Raw genomic sequence first — 21185 nt, forward strand, 5'->3', positions numbered from 1 at the left:
TTCTGAGACAGATCTAAAAAAGAGCATTTTGTTTCGGTAAATTGAAAAGTCTACATAATATGAACCGTTGATATCAATTAAGTAACTACTAAAAACCACAGTAACTTAAAAATAATGTTCATGTCAAAACATGTTTTAAAGTTGCGTATGGGATGTTTCTAATTCATAGAAAGTTACTTGGGCATAATCATCATCATCCCCTGTATTGTTGGCATGATAAATACCTGCTTTAAAATACTGATATTGTCCACCTTCATCATAACCACTTTCGCTCATATCCACATACTGAATAATATCTTCTTTTCCTTCGCGGGATAAAGTCACCCACATTTCATTACCTACTACTTTTATGGTATAAGAAAACTTCTCATTAAGGGCAATTCCATCTTCGGGGTTTTCACTATTGTTCCCTCTATCACCAATCATGTAATAATAGGTATCTTCTCCATGATTTATTTCATGAGCGAAATAGATAGAACCTAATGTATTATCTTTTAATTTACGGTAATATATCCTGATAGGCTCATCAGTATTGGCATGAATTTGACCTATTATTAGTCGACCTATATGACCATTACTACCAGTAGTGGTTACTTTATTTACTGCTAATGTCGCACTCATTTCGCCATCTACTGCGGCGGCGGCGTTTAGGTCTTCAGTAGGTGCACTACTAAATACCCAATTATTTTTATTTACACCTGTATTTTTAATACTGGTATCTCCATTTCTTAGCATTTCTCGTAATTCTACACGTACGTATTTAGTGTTTGACGAGGTTGTGGCTCCTTGTACTGGGCATCTAAACACCATACCACCATCTTCACCTGTGTAAAAATAATCTGGATGTTCAAAACCGTTGTTTAAAGCTGCTTCATACGTACTATCGGCCTTTCCATTATTATCATTGTCAGTAGGCAAACTAATGTACCAGCTAGATAAATCAAAATTTTCAGATGGAGAAAGGCTTGGATTTAAACTACCACAAGGCTCAGCAGTAGTTTCTTCGGTTTCCTCAGCTTCTTCTTCTACCTCTTCCTCCTCTGTAGGGTTTTCTTCATTAGATGATTCTGTATCTGAATTATCGACAGCAGCATCATGGTTATTTTCAATTTCATTTTCAGGAGAGTTTAAGGCTTCATTCGAACTACAAGATGTAATTGAAAAACTAGCGAAAACAATTACTAAAGCGCTTATAAATTGTATCATCATATTTGAATTTGGTCTAAGATAATAAAAACCAACACTTAATCGATAAAAAAAGCATTTAATCTATGTTTTAATGTGAGATAAAAATCGAATTAGGAGAAATGAATGTATTATTACAAGAATTAGTATTGAGGATTACCATTAAAATAATACCAATCTTCAATACTAATGGATGAATGTAGAATATCACTTATGAAACATTTAGAACTTCACGCTGTTGCTGTTGCTGATCTACAATGCGTCCAATAAGCCATATAAAAGGCTCCACTTGTCCTTTTAGCACACAGGTACCGTTACAAATACCATATAGCAATTCTTTTATATCAGATAACTTCAATGCCAAAAAAGCATCATTATTAGTAAAACGTAATGAACAAAAAGGCAAATTAGAATCCTTATGAGGACCCCATGTCACATCTCCATCTTTGCAAACTATTGTAATTGGTTCTGATGGTTCGGGAATACTAACTGATATAGAAAGGTTTGGAGTCGGAGCAGCAAATTTGCCCATCCATTTTTTTAGGTACAAAGAGAATGTACTGGCCCAAATTTCAAGATCAGATTTTGTTATATTTAATTTACTTGTTTTACTCGCGATTACAGCGAACTGCTCATCTACCTCTCGTTCTGCTACGATAAGCGCTTCTATAGTTTTGTCTACATCTTCAATAGTATGAGAAGCAGAACAAATAAATCTCAAGCGACCTTGTCCACTTTCTACTATCGGATAAGTCACCGCTGATGTCTGAATGCCTAATTTATACAACCTTTGCACTATTGCATAAAGCTTATCTTTATTACTAAAATGTGGTGTTACAATAGGGCCATCTCCTGTTCCTAAATCATACCCTGCATCCTCGAATCTTTTGCGCATATACCGAGTTGTATCCCACAACCGATCACGCAACCGATCATCAAAACGGAGTCGTCGTAATGCTGTGAGTGCTGCAGCCATATCGGCTGGACTAACAGAGGCCTGAAAGATATAGGCCCTTGATGATGATTTCAAAAGGTCAATATGTTCTTGACTAGCAGCAACCACTCCACCAAGACTACCTAAGGCTTTACTGAGTGTTGTCATAATAAAATCTACCTCTTTGGTAACACCTTGAGCAGCACAAATGCCGGCTCCTCCTTTGCCATAGAAACCAAAAGAATGTGCTTCATCGACGAGAACGAGTGCATTATATTTTTTTGCTGTACGCACAATTTCTGCGACTGGCGCAGCACCTTCTCCCATGCTATACACACCTTCTAATACCACTAGAATAGTACGATAGGGTGACATTTCTGATTCAAGGACAGCTTTTAGATCAGCTACGTTGTTGTGTTTGAATGTTCGAAGAGTAGCTCCAGACAAACGAGCACCATCCACAATAGATGCATGACATAATTGATCAATAACAACAATATCATTATTCCCTAGAAGCCCTGCAATGGCTCCAACATTGGCCGTATATCCCGTAGGAAAAAGACAAGCACTCGGTTTTCCTACTAAATTGGCAAATTCTTTTTCGAACTCTAGATGTTGATTAGTCATTCCTGATGCGGCAGCAGAGGTTCCCATTCCTGTTCCAAAACGTTCCAAAGCAATTGAGGCTTCCTTCATGACTTCCTTATCTCGGTTCAAACCAAGATAAAGATTAGTTGTCCATATAATTGCCTCTTTCTCTTCATCATTATAGGCATCCCCAACAATACCTCGGGTTGCACTTCCTGTTCGAAGTACCTTACTGTAAGGGTTTCTGCGATCATCATTCACCATGCGCAAGACTTCTTGAACAAGTTTACCCTTATCAGTAGCACTCCACGCAGAGGCTTTCGCAGCCTGAAATGTCGGATGACTAGACTGAATATGTGTCTGAAAACTACCTAGTGAATCCTTATCCAAACTATAAGGTGTATTCATGGAGTGATGATCAAAACCATTCTCTAGCTTATTGATTATATAATTTGTTAATGTATTGGGGCTAGAATATTCAAAAATCGCCTGAGCTGGCAATTCTTGACCCAACACTTTTGTGAGCCTACTACTAAACTCTAATGTAGTTAATGAGTCTAGGCCAAGGTCATTAAATGAGTAATCTGGCACTACCTGTTTGGGGTTGTCTAAATTAAGCAGATAGGCCACTTCCTTCTGAATAATAGATAGTATTACTGCTTGTTTTTCATTGTCGGATCCTTTAAAATTCTTTATGAGAACACTATTGCTGCGGTCATTAACGGTATCAAAACTTGGGCTTTCTATTGCTTCATTTTGTTTACAGCTTATAGCTTCTGGGTTTGCAAGTTTCTTACGGTCAATTTTGTCATTAGGTAAAAGGGGGAACTCTTTTAGATATTTTACGACCTGTGGAACCATATACTTAGGTAATCGTTGTGATAAATAAGCTTTTACTTTTTCTTCTGTTACTGCTTTATTCTTACTGACTATATAAACCACTAATATTTTCTGACCAACACCACCTTCTACAGCGGCAGCAGCGGCAGCATCAATACCATCCATCAATTCAAGTATTGACTCAATCTCCTCAAGTTCAATCCGAAAACCTCTTATCTTTACTTGTTGGTCAACTCGACCAAGAAATTCGATCTCTCCATTACCTGTCCAGCAACATAAATCACCTGTTTTGTACAATCGATTATCAGGAATCAGATCGGTAGGTTTGACATCTATAAAACGCTCTTTTGTAAGCTTTTCATCAAACAAATAACCACGAGCTAGTTTGCTCCCTGCAAGATATAATTCTCCAGAAACACCCATAGAAACGGGCTTTAGCGTATCATCTAAAATATATGCACGTGAGTTCGGAACAGATCTACCAATCGTTACCATCTTGGTACCAAAAGGAATTTCGGCAATGGTTGAATAAACAGTATCTTCAGTTGGACCGTAGGCATTTAATATCCTTAGATCTGGATTTTGTGCATGGATCTGTTCAACTAATGAACGTTTGAGTGCTTCACCTCCAAAAACGAGACATTGTATTCCAGTTGGCAATTTTTCGGTAGTAAGTAATGCTTGCATTGAGGATGCAACCATTACACATGTTCTAACCTGATCCAAAGCAGGAAGTTTGGTTAGTTCAAGCGCATTTTTTGCTAGTATTATAGTACCTCCTAGTGATAAAGTCCCCATAATTTCCATGACAGAGGTATCAAAACATACTGAGGCACCCGCAAACATTCCCTTCAACTCTTCTTCACTAAATAGCTGACCCATTGATTCACTCATATGTACTATGCTCTTATGCTCAACGGCCACCCCTTTTGGTCTCCCTGTCGATCCCGAAGTATAGATAACATATGCTAAATCAGTGATCGATACTCGTCCCAAATTACCTGACTGATTACCTATTGTGTTGATCCAAACTAGTTCTTTAACTCGACTGCATAGGCTTGCAGCCTTATCACTATCTACAATAGCTGCCGCAGCACAAGAATGCTCTAACATATAATGTATCCTATCTTTCGGATATTCAGGGTCAAGCGGTACATATGCGCACCCTGCCTGCATCACACCTATTAAAACTGCGACTAGTTCCCAAGAACGATTCATGCATACCCCTACCAATGAGCCGGGTTTTACACCACGGGATTCAAGTGCTACGGCAACCTCTTCTGCACGTTTTATCAGACTCCTATAATCTATTTTTGTATTACCATCAATAATAGCCGTACGTTCTGGAGATCCTAACATTTGCTGTACAATCAAGTCACAAATCGTTATTTCTACATCAATACTGTTTTTCTGAGTCAATTCTTGCTCTATTAATTTTGGTAATTCCTGAATCAATACCTCATTCGTATCCTTTGCATATTTAACTCCTGAAGAGTTTACCTTCTTTTGTCTATTACTACTAGTAGCTTCAACATTCCTCAAATCTATATTCGAGTTGTATAATCTATCCTTATTGGTTAATGTTTTACTGAAAAATTGAGTTAGTTTATCCATGTTATTTCTTGTTTTTGCTAATGTAAAAAAGAGCATAAACATGGATCATAAAAATGAAGTGTACAATAAGTGCACTCACTGAAACCAATTGTTAAAAAAAAGTAGACAAGTAGTAGACAAGAAACTATTAAAAATCTAATGGTGAGATATTTAAATTTTATTGTTTTTTATGATTTTTATAAGCACTACACTTTTAGACTAGTAAAGTATTCTTTTGCTCTCTTATTTACTTTTGGAGCAAGAATCAAGGTAGAAATTACGGTTGGAATTGCCATCAGAGCGAAAGCACTGTCTATAAGATTTATTGCAAACTCTATTTTGACCACTGCAGAAACAACAATTGAGGCTATATAGACGACATTGTAATAGTTTCCAAATTTTGGTTTTGTCAAAAACCCTAAACATACAATACCATAATAAGAATATGAAAACAACGTAGAAAATGCAAAAACCAGTACCATTATCATAACCAGAATATCTCCTAATCCATAAGGCAAAACAGAGTTAAATGCATCTAATGTTAAGGTAATCCCATTACTATCGGTATGCTGCCATACTCCCGTTGATAGAATCGCCAGAGCGGTTAATGTACAAACTAGCAGTGTATCAATTGCTGGACCAATCATGGCGACCAATCCTTCTCTAATAGGTTCATTTGTTTTTGCGATACCATGCATCATGGGTGCTGTACCAATACCTGCTTCGTTAGAAAACGCTGCTCTTTTTACTCCGGTTTTTATCAAATATCCCAAAGCACCTCCTGCAACTGCTTTTCCTGAAAATGCATCAGAGAAAATCAACATAAACATATCTGGGATTTTTTCTAATTGTAGTAGTAAAACAACAATCACAGTCACAAAATATAGCATGACCATTGCAGGCACTAATTTACCCGCCACATTCCCAATTCTTTTGATGCCTCCAAAAATTACTAATGAAGCTATGCCTGCCAAGAAAAGGCCTATATACAAACGATCACTATCATCCCACGCTAATACATCTATCAATGTTTGGGTAAGTTGATTCGCAGTAAATGCAGGGATTGTTCCTACTAACCCCGCCAATGCAAAAAGAACGGCCAAGGGTTTCCATGTGGTTCCCAGGCCATTCATAATAACATACATAGGACCACCCAGTACACTTCCCTTATCATCCTCTGATCTATACATCACTGCCAAAGAACAGGTATAAAACTTCGTTGCCATCCCTATAAAAGCACTAATCCACATCCAAAAAATGGCTCCTGGTCCACCAGAAATAATTGCTACAGCTACACCACTTATATTACCCATACCTACAGTAGCTGCTAATGCAGATGACAAAGCCTGAAAATGGCTTAGTTGACCTGGATTTTTTGGGTCATCATATTTTCCTATAAGTATTTGAATGGCATGTTTGAAATAAAAGAAAGGTACACATTTCGAATATAGAAGTAAAAACAAACCGCCTCCTATTAAAAGGACCAATAAAGGCCAATCCCACACCCAAGAACTAAAATAAGCAATACTCTCTTCTATTGTCTTGAACATAAATAATTCCTGTCTTTATTCACTAAATATTAAAAATCAAATAGTAATTGTCTTTCCTTCTTTAGTATATTCTTTCTTGAGCCCTTCAAGAATATAATTTCGCTGAATTTTATCCTGTTTTTTGGCAATCGTTTTTAAACAGGCATACTGTGCTATATTTACAATATTAGCTCCTGTGATTGCATATTTTCGAGCCAAATCTTCGAGAGAAACATCGTTATCAACGGCTATATTCTGGGGCAATATTTTCTGCCATAATTGTAATCGTTCTTGCACCCCCGGAGGTTTAAACTCAATTATAGACTGAAACCTTCTCGTAAAAGCAGCATCAATATTTGTTTTAAAATTAGATGCCAAAATCACTAATCCCGGATGGGCTTCTATTCGTTGTAAAAGATACGATACTTCTTGATTCGCATATTTATCATGTGCATCTCTTACATTTGTACGTTTACCAAATATTGCGTCTGCTTCATCAAAAAACAGGATCCAGTCTTTATTTATAGCTTTGTCAAATAGGGAAGATAGGTTTTTTTCGGTTTCACCTATATATTTAGAAACCACCATCGACAAATCTATTCGATACACATCTCTGCCTGTGTATTTACCCAATAAACCTGCTGTTAAAGTTTTTCCGGTGCCAGGAGGTCCATAAAACATGACTCTATATCCTGGTTTTATATTATTTTTCATATTCCAGTCATTCATGAGTACTTCATTATGGCTCAACCAAGTTTCTATTTCCTGTATTTGATCCAATGTTTTTTCTTGAAGCACAAGATCTTCCCATTTTAATGCTGTTGTAATCAGACTGGCGGGGAAACTTTGACTTAATTTAGGTTTCGAAACTTTTCCTGTAGTCAAAAGAGATAGGTATTCATCATCAACAAATAGTCTCCCACTCATTTTAGGTTCTCCTATGGGTACCTGTTCTAAATACACTATTTGTTCCTTAAAGAGTATAGAACCGGACTCAATATAATCTAATAATGTCATGCGATCATCTAAATGATTTCCCGCCAAAACATACAAAATTGTTTCTCCTGTAGGAATTATACCTCTGTGATATTTACCCGTCGCCCCCCCAAAGGCAATAAATTGTCCTCCATCTGGAAAAAAAACAGTAATTATTTGTTGTAACAAAGATGGATTTATATGAGGAACTAATGCCAAAAGCAATATGATTACTTCTGCTTCTGATAACTTGGTAGAAACAATAAATTGAGCAATGGGTGATGTGGCAGCATCCAAATGTAATTCAGGAAGCTTAGTTGTTTTAATTTTGAACTCACTATTGAGTCTATAAGTAATATAATCTTCTAAATACTGAAACAGCATCTGGATTTCGGTTGAATGAATGGTATTAGCTGTTGCTGTATTTGACATAAGCATTTTTTAATTTGGTATCATATTTATTCTTTTTATACCCGGGGCCATTGTATCCATGTGCAAATCGAGCCCAATTTTTTTCTTTGATCCAGTCTAATAATTTTTTTCCCTTAAAACTGGTAGTCTCTATAAATTTACCAAAAGCTTTGAGATGTTCGTGTTCATTTTTATGCATTTTTGAAACAAATTCATCTATAGAGGCATATCCAAGGTTCTTATAATGAAATCCCATAATCTGAAAAGATCCCCAGGAAGCAGAAGAATATGCAGCTTCGTGAAATTCTTTCTGAGTGGATATCTCTGCTGCTTTTTTAAGGCGGTCATGTTCTCCTGCTCCTCCTTTATAGTGAATCTTTGTCCATTTTTTGTAGAGTACATCTTTGGTAGCACTAGAAACAAACTGAGCGGGATTTACACCTCTCTTATCCAATTCTCTCCAAAAAATATGGCCTTCAAACAAAATTCTTGGTCTTCCGTCTACCAAAAAACCCTTACCACTACTTTCTATCTCATTGACTGCCTTTACCATAGCCAGCTCAAGACCAAATTGATTTGCAAAATCCTTAACATCTTGTTCTGACAATAGTTTTGTGTTAAAGGCAATAGCATTATCCTGAACTTCTATAAGTTTTAACCAAGTTTTTATTCCCACAATACCATCAATCACCAAATTATGTTTCTTTTGAAAGTCTTTTACAGCAGCATCTGTATCTCTTCCAAAATAATTAGACACATACACTGTATATCCCAACTGTGTAAGAATTTCTTCTAAATAATGAACGTCTTCTCCTCGTGAACGATAGCGTATTGTTTTCATAGTTTTATTTGTTATTCTATAGTATTCAAAAATTAATTATCATCCACTCCACTACTCAATGGATCGTCTTATGTTTAAAGATGCTTCATAAGACTCACAAAACTTATCTATAATTACTAATTTCACGGTTACATTAAAATCAAAATCTGTAGTACTATATATGTGTCCTATTTGACTTTCATTGCCTTCATGAGTGCTTCCATCTCCAAAATCCCACCTGTAGGTATATTCATTATCGTCTTCTTCACTTGAATAGAAGGTAAAACGAATTTTCCATAAACTATTTGGTCCACTTCCTATTACTGGCCCTTCTGTAACAAGCACCCCTTCTTCAATAAAGCTGTCAGAGCGTATTACGGCTCGGGGTTTTTCATATACGGTTATAGTATTTGTAACAACTTGACCATCTACCGTAAATTCTATAGGTATATTAAATGTAGTAAATGTTCCTGCTGTAAATAATAGTTCATTAATACCTACTGTCATTCCTTTTACCTCGGTAACTGGTTTTACTTCTGCCTTGTCTGGTGTTGTTTCGAATGGTACACTTTCTGGTAGTATTGCCTCGTTATATGTATCTAAACAGAGTGTTTCTGGTATTTTTAAGGATACTTCTTCGGCAGGTTCATCAAAAACAATATTTATTGCTTCTTTTATTGAACCACAAATCAATTTTTCTGATATTACTGCAACATTTACAGTTCTATTTGTAAAGCTTTCGAGGTCTGTATATAGATATTCCTGTACGAGTGTATCTCCTCTAAACACAGGTTCTTCGTCTCCAAAATTCCATAATAACGCTACAGGTTCTTCTAGATAATCACCGCTCAACTTAAACTGTACATTAGCCTCTGTATATTCGGCGTTATAAGTAATATTTTCTACAACTAATCTTACATTTTCTATTGTTCTGCCAACAATTAAGGTTGCTTCTGTTGCGAAACCATCAACAGTAAATTCTATCACCTCTCCAAAAGCTTCGAATTCTTTTGGGTTGATAAAAATACTTCGTTCATCAATAGTTAACCCTGCATATACTTGCATCCCTGCAGTATCAATACTACCATCTTCAGGTTCTAGTACAATGGCATTCACTACTTCTATACAACCTACAGAATTATCTAAAATCTGTTTGAGATTTCTCAAAAACTCTCCTAATTGCTCAAAACTATTAAATGTGCCATAATCAGCTGTTTCAATGGTGCTGAAACTGTCATCTATTTCAATAGGAACTCTATCAAGAATAGTGTCTCTAAGGTATCCGGGCAAATCATTTCCATAGCCTCCGGCTGCTACATCGGGATCGGTTAGTGCATAGAAAAAGATATGAGAGCGTTCATTAAGACTAGCCACTCGTTCCTTAATGCGTTCTGGATCAATTAACTGAATCCCATCTGTAATAAGGATCACAATATCGGGATTCGTTTGTAACCCATTTGTTATCCCCGGAAGATCATTTACCAAATACCCAATACTACTCGACCAATAATCAGCACCCGAAGAAATTTGTCCGTTTCTATAATTTTCGATCCAATTTGTAAACAAACTCTTGGTGCTCGTAGTTACTTGAGTTTCTTCAATTATTCGCAACGGTGCTTCATCATCATTATTGCTCATATTTAATAATGTGATCAGGTTATTGGTTCCTTCCTGATCATCTATAAACAATGTTAATCCATCCTGGATTTGGGTGATCTCTTCGTTTCTAATAGAACCTGATTCATCAACAATAACTGCAATATGAATAGGAAGATCACAATCAGATGGTGTAACACATATCTCATTTCTATCCAGTTCTAGTTCTATTACTATTGGATCATCTAGAGTAATCGGATCCAAGAGTATCGTATTCTCACAGAATGCTGTGGTTACTCTAAGGGATGGAGTAATTGTTTTTGGGGCTGTTTCTGGAGGATTATCATATGTTCTAAGCACCTGGCTCATCCCGTTGGGAATATCGTTCCCTACAGTACCATCGCCAAAATCCCATTCGTATGTTTCTATTTCATCGATATGAGAGCCCGAAACAGTATAAGTCACTGTGGCAACTGTTTTATAAGGATTATCATAGTTAACATTCGTTGTTATTATTGGTTCAGGTTTGCGATGAATTGTAATTTCTGCTTCGGTATCCTGATTATTTACTTCAAATTTTATTAAGGTCCCTATTAATTCTGGACTGACCTGATTGGGATCAAAAAACGATTGCCCATTTTCATCTCTTATAATTCCTGCACTTAAACCTACAGGGATTATAGCCGTCACAAAACCATCTGGTGGAGTAACATTAAAAGGAATTGGCTCTGTATCATGACCAAAACACAGTGTATTTACAGGCAACTCTAATGCTAATACACTTTCATCACAACATAAATAAGGAACCATAAAATCTGCTATAACCGGTTCTTCTAAAATTGTTTCTCCTTCTCCCTCGAATCCAATATAATTTTCTAAAAATACCACAACAAAAGTTCCGCGAGGAGACACTCCGGCTTTATGTTCTAATCCTGAACGCTTATTAAGATAGTATTGTGTATAGTCCTCTTGTTCGATAATATTCTCAGAAACGCCTAAGGCAACAATATTAAACGATATTCCTTTTTTACTTTTAATAGTTTTTAGTTCACTAATCACATTTTTATAATTCCTACCTTGATGTCCTTCTATTCTATAAAAATTGGTGTCGATTGATAGATTTAGAGGGTTCTTATAGGCTAATAAAGTATCATGATATCCGATATTAAATGCCTCTCTATTTTTTGATGTTTTATCAAAATCCCAAACCTTTAATAAATGTGTGTCTACCTGACTATAAAATGGAATCGCTTTTTCTCCTAATCTAGCAAGATCCAACGAAGGTGTGATTTTAATTATATCGTAATTGGGATGATAATTTTCTAATTGTTTAACTGCTCTAAAAAGTAAACTTTTTAGTCGTTGTTCGGGTTGATGAATATCAAAGCATATAGGTATATCTTCGAATCCTTCATCATTACAATTATGACACAAAGTTGCACTTTTGTACGTATTCACTGCAGAGGCATAAAAACTATGTTTATAAGCAAAACAAGGCCCTTCTTTTAGTAATTCACCGAGCATTAAATGTTTCGGAAAATCTAGAACATTTGGATTACATACCGTGCCTGATAACTTAAGTAACCACTGTTTAATTTCTGTATATGTATCTACAATATCTTTGAGCACATCATACCGATATTGAATATCCTGAGGAATAACATCTTCAGGAAAATCAAAAATTTCATCAATTTTGGTTTCTATTATTATAGAATAAGCAGGAGCTTCTATTGCTTCAAGAAGTTGCACAAACCCTTCCTTAAGTTTAGGTATTAATTGATCTTGTTTAAATGGTGCTGCTAAAGATGCCATTAAATCCTCATAGGACTCAAAATTTTCGATAATTGGGATTACCTTGGGTATAAAAATTTCGGGGAGATCATAGTACAGCGCTTTATAATTTGTTCTGCGTATAGTGGTGTCATGACTATTAATATATGCTGCATTTGCTTTTGTCGTCATGAGCATTCTATAATTCGCCACTACATCGACTCCCTCCCCATCACAACTTAAGCTACTGCATTGATTGGTATTGCGCTCATAGTGTTCGAGATAAATCAGGACGACCATGTCTTCTATAGCAGTGCCTTGATTATCCTCAAATTCATTTATGGCAAAGGTTTCGCTATCTTCTTTGTCTGAAAGTAACTCAAATAAGATGATTTGTTCTTCTCCTTGATAAAAGAAAGGTGAATAATCAGCTTTGCTGTTATCATATTCTCGATAATAATTATAGGTGATTTGCGAAATATTAAGCGTCTTTTGATCCCCAAAATCTTCATACAAATGAAGTAAGTCTCCATCTGTAGTTATTCCTAAACCCTGATTAACAATCACTTCATTGGCAGTTCTACTTACCTCAAAACCACAAACAATGCCTACGCCACTTAGGCCTATTCTGGACAAACGAATTTGATCATCAAAATGATCAACAATTTGATTAAGATGGCTTTCTTCGAGATACTGACTCTTTGAAAACCTTCTAAAACCTTGCGTTACTTTTGCTAGTTTGGTGATCATGATTATATTCTTTTAATTATTCTTTATAATATATTTTGTTTTCCCATTACCAATTCACGAAAATTAATTTTGGTTTCCACGGAAGTTTTATGATACTAATATTCCATGGAACTCTATCCAGTAAAATGTCCTGTGTCTTTCTTTCCATAGTAATTTTGGGATGCTCTTCTGTGAGTATTAATTTCCCTGGACGTTGTACAAATTCATTTCGCAATAGATCAATAGAAGATGTTTTTAGCCCCTCCCAATTTTCTAAAGCTGCTTTTAGTAATTCGTCGGCTTCGTCCTTTATGGTTTCAGAAAGTTTGATATTTCTGTCTATGGGTTCTTGAATCGGGATGTTGCATATAAATTTTTCAAAAACCATAGCACACTCTAATTGTTTCTCTTTTTTTGTGGCTATGTAGTGTAAGGCATGGACCGCCAAAGCAGGGTTTTTGAAATTTTTATTTTCATCAAGTAAATCACAATGTTCAAAAAAATGTTTTAAAAACGGATGCAATAATAATAAACCCGCATTTTCTATGTAATACTCACTTTGTTGTTCATAGCTTATTTCTTTTTGAATTTCTTCATCCTGCAATATCAAACCGTTTTGTACTTCTTCTGATTTTTTAACTTCTGCATCTTTTTCTTCACTTTGCAATGCATCTAGATCTTCTGATAGATTTTCTAAAAGAATATCATTTTCTAATTTTTTGTTAATAGGTTTGACCTCTGATAATTTCTTATGTATCATGCCTCCTTTACTTTTTTCTGATTTTAAGAATTCAAGAATAGCATTTAACCATTGTTGTTCTTTAGACATCTTGATTTGAGGAATCTCCTGTACTTTCTTTAGCACATGGTAAAGTCTCAAGACATTTTTGGTTTGAAAAAATAAAAACAATTCCTCCCAAAGTAGTTCTCTATTTTTTGAGGATACTTGGCTTAAAAAATCATTGAACTCATGAGTCAGAATTTTTTCAGTAAGGATCCCTGAAACACCTTCAATATTCTCATATAAGTTTATTACTATTTGTAGAATCAATTCATCCGCAAGTTGCTTCACCAAACGTTGCCTTATAATCGGTCTTTTTAAACTTTCTATTAATTTATTTTTAAATACATTCGAACGGATTACTTCAAGAAATCTTTCTCTTTGCTCTAAGAAATGAAGTGCTTTTTTATCACCCCACCAGGGTAAAACTCCCTGTTCTAGAAAATAAAAAAAAGTAGCTACATCACTTTGTCGTTCACTCAAAAAAACTTTAGAATCCTCATGATCCAAGGACATATTTTTACTTTTTGATTGTACCTGTTCGTTTATTTGAGTACCTACACTTTTTACAATGGCATTTTGCACATCTTCGTATGAAAAATCAGGGCGAACATTCATATCCAACTCTAATCTATCTATTCTTATAATATTGTGTTCTACTAGTTCTTCGAGGTTTTCAAAATACTTTTCTAGTTCAGGAAACACTTGTTCTTTCAAAAACATATCTAATCGATCCTTGATTTCAAAAGCTTTAGACTTTGAGGTAGTTTGTACCTCAACAAAAACTTTATTAATGATATGTTTCTTAGAGCCCGCCATTTAGTATATATATTTCATATTTGACATTAATTTCGCAAACTCTTTGGGATACTTTGTAAAAGCGAATTCGATTACATCTGTAGAGACTTCTTTCATCTGTTTAAAGTGCATCAGATGTGTATAGCCTGTTTTATCTATATTATTAATATCTGATGGAGACATATAATAATTTCTATCAGGGTAATTTTCTGAGCCTAAATAGGTATCCATTATTTCACCCAATTTGTAGTCATATGCCGAAAATTTGTAATTATTATAGGCCTTCTTATCTCTAGGGTAATGCTCATAAACATGATCAAGCTTATTATGTTTTTGAAGGGTTTTATAGATATAGGTTTGTTCTAAAAAAATAGAATATTGAGCCAAATCATGTGAGTCCATACCTATATGTTTGTTTTCATATATTGTAGTAAAGTAACTATCATAATAGTCATAAATAACTTTTTTATCAGTACATCTAAAAAGTCCCATATTTAAAAAACGTAGATCCTCTTGCTCATATTCGTAACAAAAATTAACTCCTTTGTCAATAAAGTATTTGTGTAAGCAAAAAGGGTGAGAGTTTTCTCCTTCATCGCATTGCACCATAATATCTCTCTTTTCTATCTCCTTAGTTATAAAAATATCATAATCGAGATATAAGTAACCAGGTAATATATCTGCTAATGTTTTATACCCATATATCTTTGCATCAACAAATGATGACATTTCTTCCATATACCCATCAGTTGTATACACCTTATCATACGGAAGCTCTAGAGACCTAACAATATCATGCCCATAATAATCCGTAAGAATATGAACCTCTCCATATATATCTTTGGTCATTTGTGCACTTAGAAACATATATATACAGGACTCAAATTTGGTATTACTCTCATTAAATGGTTTAGTCCAAAGTAATTGTACTGGCGTCATAGACTTTTATTTTCTTCTGATTATGATTTAGTTTAAAAAGCTCCAGATTAATTGTTTTATCCTTATTTGGGTAGAGCTCAAAATTGATTCTTTTATTTTGAAAATCTGATTCGGCTATTGGGTGAATCCCATTTGGGTTCTCGGTATTTCTTTTTTCATTGGCAATCCTTAGATCATCATCATGCTCAATAACATCACTAAATAAATGCGCTGGTGCCTGAAGCTGAGTAATTCCCATTTTACGTAAGCGCAATGAAAGCTCTGTATCTTCATAACCATAATTACTGATTTTGAGATTGTATCCTCCTATTTTTCTAAAATCATTGCGATTGACCATAATTCGACCATATGCCCCGCGGTTGCATAAAATAGAAGGGCGCAAGAAAAAGTTCTTTTTATATCTTGCAACATGTAAACAGTAGTGAATGTATGCATTGCTTATAAAATTATCTGCATCTATATTGATTACATATTCTCCTAAAGCCAAAAGGTGAACTACATTTTTGGGTAGAGAACGATGGTAATATTCTGCTGTATAGTTTTTATAGTAAATAATCCACCCTTTCTCAAGAGCTTCAATAAACCAATCTTGATCAAACAGATATTCTTCTAAGCCGTCTGTAGAATTGTAATCAATAATATTTATATCTACTACTCCATCAAAAGTTTTGACAATCTCAAGATTATGTTTTAAGGTTGTGATCAAATGATCCAATCTGTTCATCACAACGGTACAAAGGCTAATTTTAATCTTATTATCTTTTGATACTTTTGAGTCTACCAAAAAGCTGTACTTAGGAAACTCCTTTTTTAGGGTGGTAACAATTTGTTCTTGTACGGGTTTGGTATATTTATTCAAAAAAGTAAGGTGTGTATATCCAATTCTTTTTGCTTCTGATTGTATGTCTTCTTTTTTAGGAAATAATACATGAGGAGTTATTTTTTTTGAATCTGCTAAACAGTACATGAGATACTGATCAATCATCCTTGAGATATCATCAAAAGATTTGTATATGTAATCATCACCATTAATTCTAAGGCACATCAAGAAATTTTGAATATACTCATCTCTTAGTGTAAGATTATTAAACCCCAATATTGCGGTATTATAAACACTTCTATGTGATCGACTAAGTCCTTCTATATAAAAAGGACTGTTATCAACTACCCATTTAAAATTTTCTAAATGTCCTTCATGAACCCCAACTCCAGAAATAGGAAATTCTGATGATATTACATCGTCTATACTCTGAACAATAAAATCTGCTTTGCAATTTTTAATAATGTTAGCAACCTCTTCTTTTCTTAGCATTACATCCCAATCTAAATGTACAAAAGGTTCGGTTTGCTTAGATATTGCCCACATCTTGCCCTCTACCCAACAAGACCCACTGTATGTTAGAAAAGTTAGATCTGTAGATATCGAATCGATTGGCAAGTCCTTAAAATAACTTTCGCTATCGACATCGGTAACAATTTCTATTTCAAAACCCAATTTTTTAGCATACAAAACAGAAAGATACAAGCAATTGATCGAAGATTGTAGCACATCTTCTAAATCTAATCCTTTGCTATATTTTTCCCATCTATGTGCAAGAGGTGCTTTCCAAAAGCTATAAACGATTTTATTCATAATTTTAATCTTACCAGTTTATGTTGGCTTTCATCTAATTTGTATTGAATTTTTGTATACTCATCATAGAACTCTTTTTGTAATAGTTCCTTAATTTTATCTACGTTTTTAGTATGATACTTTGATGCTCCCAAAAGGTGTACATAACCAATTTCATTGGCATATTTTGATTGCTCATAATGACTTTCTCCTTGAATGATTACCCTTGGCTCAATATGCCTTTCTGTTAACAGGCTAGTAAGATTATACTGTTCTAATAACAAACTTGGTTCAAGATAACCGCCCCCATTATGACAGTTTTTTTTAAACTTTAGGTAAGCATCTTGATTGGTAATCAAAATATTTTCTAAAACCTCAAATGCAGTCACAAAATCATCCCGCAATTGTAAATCAGTAAATCCCAAAACTCCACAACTCCACGCATAGTTGATTGTAGGGTTCCAGAATTCGAAACCTTGGCAATACGTATCAAAAAAAGAAATCAGATCTCTATAATTATGATAACCATTATCTTTTCGTTCTACCAAAACCTGATCAAACTCAAACTGGTTTGGTTTTCTTAGAAAAATATCTGTATCTATATGAATAAATGGTTCTGTTTGATCCTTGATTGCATATATTTTTGATTTCATCCATATTTCTTGATCTTCATCAAAGTTTACTTGAGTTACTTTACAAGGTAACTCACTTAGGTATTCATAGCCTCTGGCATCTACGTAAAACTCAATCTGGTCAAATACACGGCATCCATATAAAATGCTTAGGGCAGTCATATAGATTGTTTCTGTGAACTTATCACCCATATTCCATCGATTGTTACTAATGGGATGTGTGTTTAGACTATATATACCTTTTACTGTATGCATCCTTTATGATAAATCCCCAATTGACATTGACAATATGGTATCGCCACTTATTTCTACTCCTGTTTCACTATCTGATGCCGAATAACCATAGTAATAGTAATAAGGTACTTCGTCAAATGCAATTGATTCTATAGGGATATCACTAGTACAAAAATCTCTTGATATGGTTAATTTTGGATATACCACACTTCCTCCTGTTAAAGGTAAACTGTAGCTATAAATAACCTGATCTGATAAATTAGGCTCGACATTAGAAAGAGGGGACCCATCACCAAAATCCCATGTATATTCTGAGATTGTTTCTAATTCGCTACCAGTAACAATGAATGTAACCGTAGCTATGGTTTTGTTATAATTATAAGAAATTGTTCTACGTACTTCTAATGTAGGTTTCTCATATACACGCACTCCAAAATTAGCATTCTGATTATTGACTATAAATCGAATACTTGTACCGTGTAGTGAAGGGCTTACTAACCTTGCATCAAAGGAATATGTCCCATCATCATTTCTAATAACACCACCATTAAGACCTTCGGGTACATCTGCTCTAACCACGGCTGTTGCAGGAACTACTTCAAACGGAACTGGCTCTGTGGTTTCATCAAAACAAATGACCTCATCTGGCAAGCCTACAGCTATTTCGTTTTCATCGCAACATAAATAGGGTAAACAAAAATCAGCAACGACAGGATTGTTTATATTGGATACCGTTCCTTCTAAATAAAATAATACTAGGGTTCCTCCAGGAGGTACTCCTGCTTTGTGTTCTAAACCATAATTTCTGTTAAGATAATACGACTTATAGTCTTCGCCTAAAGTATCCGTAGTTTCCATGGGAAGTGCTACTACATTAAAACCAAGACTACTTTCTTTTTTTATCGTATTGATTCTACCGACAACTTCTACATAATTACGCCCCAAATGTCCTTCTACACGATAAAAATTACTATCCAAAGAAAATTCTAGTGGCTTTTTTATGACCAATAGACTATCGTGATAACTTAAGTTTGTTTTCTGTCTACCGAGTATAGTTTTATCAAAATCCCAATACTCAATTAGTTTTTCACCGACATTATAGTAAAAAGGTATTGCTTTTTTACTAAGTATACCCAAATCCAGTGTAGGTGTTATTTTTATAAATTTATAATCAGCGTTATAATTCGTTATCTGTTGCGCAGCTCTTTTTAATAATGTAAAAAATCGCTGTTCACTTTTTCCTGCACGATAGCAAATTGTGAGTTCACTATTATCTGGATCTATGACCACCTCATCTTCGGTGGTTTCTGGGCACAAAATATTAGAATTTATTAGAGACTCGTTAAGGTTGGTAATTTTGATTTCTAGATCTCTAAAATCTACTGCCAGAAAATAATCAGTGGTATCAATATCTGTTTCTCCATCCACACTGGGTACTGAGTCAGAAGAAATCGCATATGCCGCTATGGAAGTCAAGGTAGCACTGCTATCATTATCAACTATATAGTTAAATAATTTCGATTCTCTTTTTATAACGCCTGCCCTCTCTAGTGTAACACTATGACTATCTGAATATGGTCCTGGACCTTCATCCCCCAATACAATAACTATAGTTGGATCAGGAATCTCTGTATCCAGAATTGATTCTATAACTACCTGATATCCGCTAGACCAATAATCTGAACTATTTCCTCCCTCAGAGATCGAGGTCCCATAGATACTATCAATCCAATTGGTTAATTCTGGATCATTAGCCTGTTTATATATCACATGATCATCTCTTGAATTATCGATACTACTGGACATTCCTATTAAAGATATTTGGGTTTGGGTCTCCGAAATAGAAGTCAAATATCCATTAAGAGCGTCCTTTACGAATTCTATTTGTGCCCTAAAAGATCCTGATTCATCAATAACAAAAACAATATGATTGTCTGCCGTACCATCACTACCGACACACCCTCCAGCATCATCGCCAGTTTCGATATCGTAATCTAGTTCAATCGGGTCACAGCTATCGCATGTATTCGCCACCTGATCCGCTAAAATGGGAGATTTATAAAATCCATGTCTATATTCATGGCAATATGTTTGTTTTTCTATTTCTCCTAACATCAAATGTTTTGGGAAATCTTTATAGTCTGCACAACAATCAGACACATCAATATTGAGAAGCAACTCTTTAATTTCATTATACGTATCTACTAGATCTTTTAATAGATCATAGCGATATTGAAAATCATCTGGAACATCGGTTATGTCAAAATCTAATAATTCTAGGATTTTGGCATCTACTTCGGCTGCCAGATCATTCGCTTTTAATGTTTTAAACAAAATATCGTATCCATCTCGTACTTTTTGAATGGTATTATCAATCGTTATGGCATCAACAAAACTCTGTCTAAGATCATCATAAGTGTCAAAAATCGCAGGTGCCGCAACCACCTTATGCAACACTATTTCTGGAAGGTCATAATACAACTTACCATAATTTGTCTTTTGGATCGTGTCATCATGACTCATAATATAACTTGCATCCGTTTTGCTTACGATCAGCACTCTATAATTAGCCACTTTATTTTCTCCTTGATTATCACATCCCAACGTAGTACATAGATCTGCTTCTTCAATATAGGTTTCGAGATATATTAAAACTACCATATCCTTGAGTGTAGACAAATTACTCAAAGGCCTGATCCCATCTCCTGAACTTTCTAAAGTGAGTTCTCTAAGTGTAAGTTGCGCACTATTTCTGTAAAAGAATGGTGTGTATTGTGCATCGGTATTATCATAACTGCGGTATCCTGCATAGGTTAAAGACTCCAAATCTATAGAAAAATCTCCATCAAGGTCTTCTTTATACAAATGAAATAAATCGCCATCGGTCGTCACCCCCACCCCTTGAGTAATGGTAATTTCTTGCGTTGTATCATCACAACTTACCTCAAAACCACATACGATTCCTACCCCGCTAAGACAGGTCCTGGACAATCGTATCTGATCATCAAAATAGTCTACAATTTGATTGAGGTGTCCTTCTGTAAGTACCTGATTTTTGGTAAACCTTCTAAAATTGGTGGTTATTGCCTCTAATGTCGTTGTCATAACCTTATGTGTGTTTTGTTGTTGTATCTGTTTTTTTACTGAGTTCCAATCTGTATGTTGTGACTCTTTCTTATTATCTATTCCTGCATCTCCTCTTGTTTGGAAACTTTGCAA

Annotated in this window: 11 protein-coding genes; all 11 read right to left on the reverse strand. The window is 34.9% G+C overall.

Annotation, left to right across the window (positions count from 1 at the left end):
- Positions 1-135: 135 nt before the first annotated feature.
- Positions 136-1209: a polysaccharide lyase family 7 protein gene (locus DZ60_RS22700; RefSeq protein ID WP_025741540.1), complete on the reverse strand. Its 1074-nt coding sequence runs from the start codon at positions 1207-1209 to the stop codon at positions 136-138.
- Between the two features lie 187 nt (positions 1210-1396).
- Positions 1397-5161: an amino acid adenylation domain-containing protein gene (locus DZ60_RS0107850; RefSeq protein WP_025741541.1), complete on the reverse strand. Its 3765-nt coding sequence runs from the start codon at positions 5159-5161 to the stop codon at positions 1397-1399.
- 185 nt (positions 5162-5346) lie between these two features.
- Complete coding sequence (locus DZ60_RS0107855) at positions 5347-6690, reverse strand: alanine/glycine:cation symporter family protein (protein WP_025741542.1); 1344 nt, start codon at positions 6688-6690, stop codon at positions 5347-5349.
- Between the two features lie 36 nt (positions 6691-6726).
- Entirely contained in the window at positions 6727-8076 is a 1350-nt protein-coding gene (locus tag DZ60_RS0107860; RefSeq protein ID WP_241448732.1) for an ATP-binding protein, read from the reverse strand.
- The gene (locus tag DZ60_RS0107865) at positions 8054-8896 is read right to left on the reverse strand and encodes an N-acetylmuramidase domain-containing protein (RefSeq protein ID WP_025741544.1); all 843 of its coding nucleotides are present in this window, start codon (positions 8894-8896) and stop codon (positions 8054-8056) included. Before DZ60_RS0107865 ends, DZ60_RS0107860 begins: the two co-directional genes overlap by 23 nt.
- Before the next feature lie 51 nt (positions 8897-8947).
- Entirely contained in the window at positions 8948-12991 is a 4044-nt protein-coding gene (locus tag DZ60_RS0107870; protein ID WP_025741545.1) for a PKD domain-containing protein, read from the reverse strand.
- Between the two features lie 46 nt (positions 12992-13037).
- Positions 13038-14570, reverse strand: coding sequence for a contractile injection system tape measure protein (locus tag DZ60_RS24120; RefSeq protein ID WP_025741546.1), 1533 nt, complete (start codon positions 14568-14570; stop codon positions 13038-13040).
- Entirely contained in the window at positions 14571-15488 is a 918-nt protein-coding gene (locus tag DZ60_RS0107880; RefSeq protein ID WP_025741547.1) for a DUF6734 family protein, read from the reverse strand. It lies immediately after the preceding gene.
- The gene (locus DZ60_RS0107885; RefSeq protein WP_025741548.1) at positions 15460-17121 is read right to left on the reverse strand and encodes a DUF6734 family protein; all 1662 of its coding nucleotides are present in this window, start codon (positions 17119-17121) and stop codon (positions 15460-15462) included. The genes DZ60_RS0107880 and DZ60_RS0107885 overlap by 29 nt, the downstream gene beginning before the upstream one ends.
- Entirely contained in the window at positions 17118-17987 is an 870-nt protein-coding gene (locus DZ60_RS0107890; RefSeq protein WP_025741549.1) for a DUF6734 family protein, read from the reverse strand. Before DZ60_RS0107890 ends, DZ60_RS0107885 begins: the two co-directional genes overlap by 4 nt.
- Positions 17988-17990: 3 nt before the next feature.
- The gene (locus DZ60_RS24125; RefSeq protein ID WP_025741550.1) at positions 17991-21185 is read right to left on the reverse strand and encodes a hypothetical protein; all 3195 of its coding nucleotides are present in this window, start codon (positions 21183-21185) and stop codon (positions 17991-17993) included.

This window comes from Aquimarina pacifica, from assembly GCF_000520955.1.
Lineage (GTDB): Bacteria > Bacteroidota > Bacteroidia > Flavobacteriales > Flavobacteriaceae > Aquimarina > Aquimarina pacifica.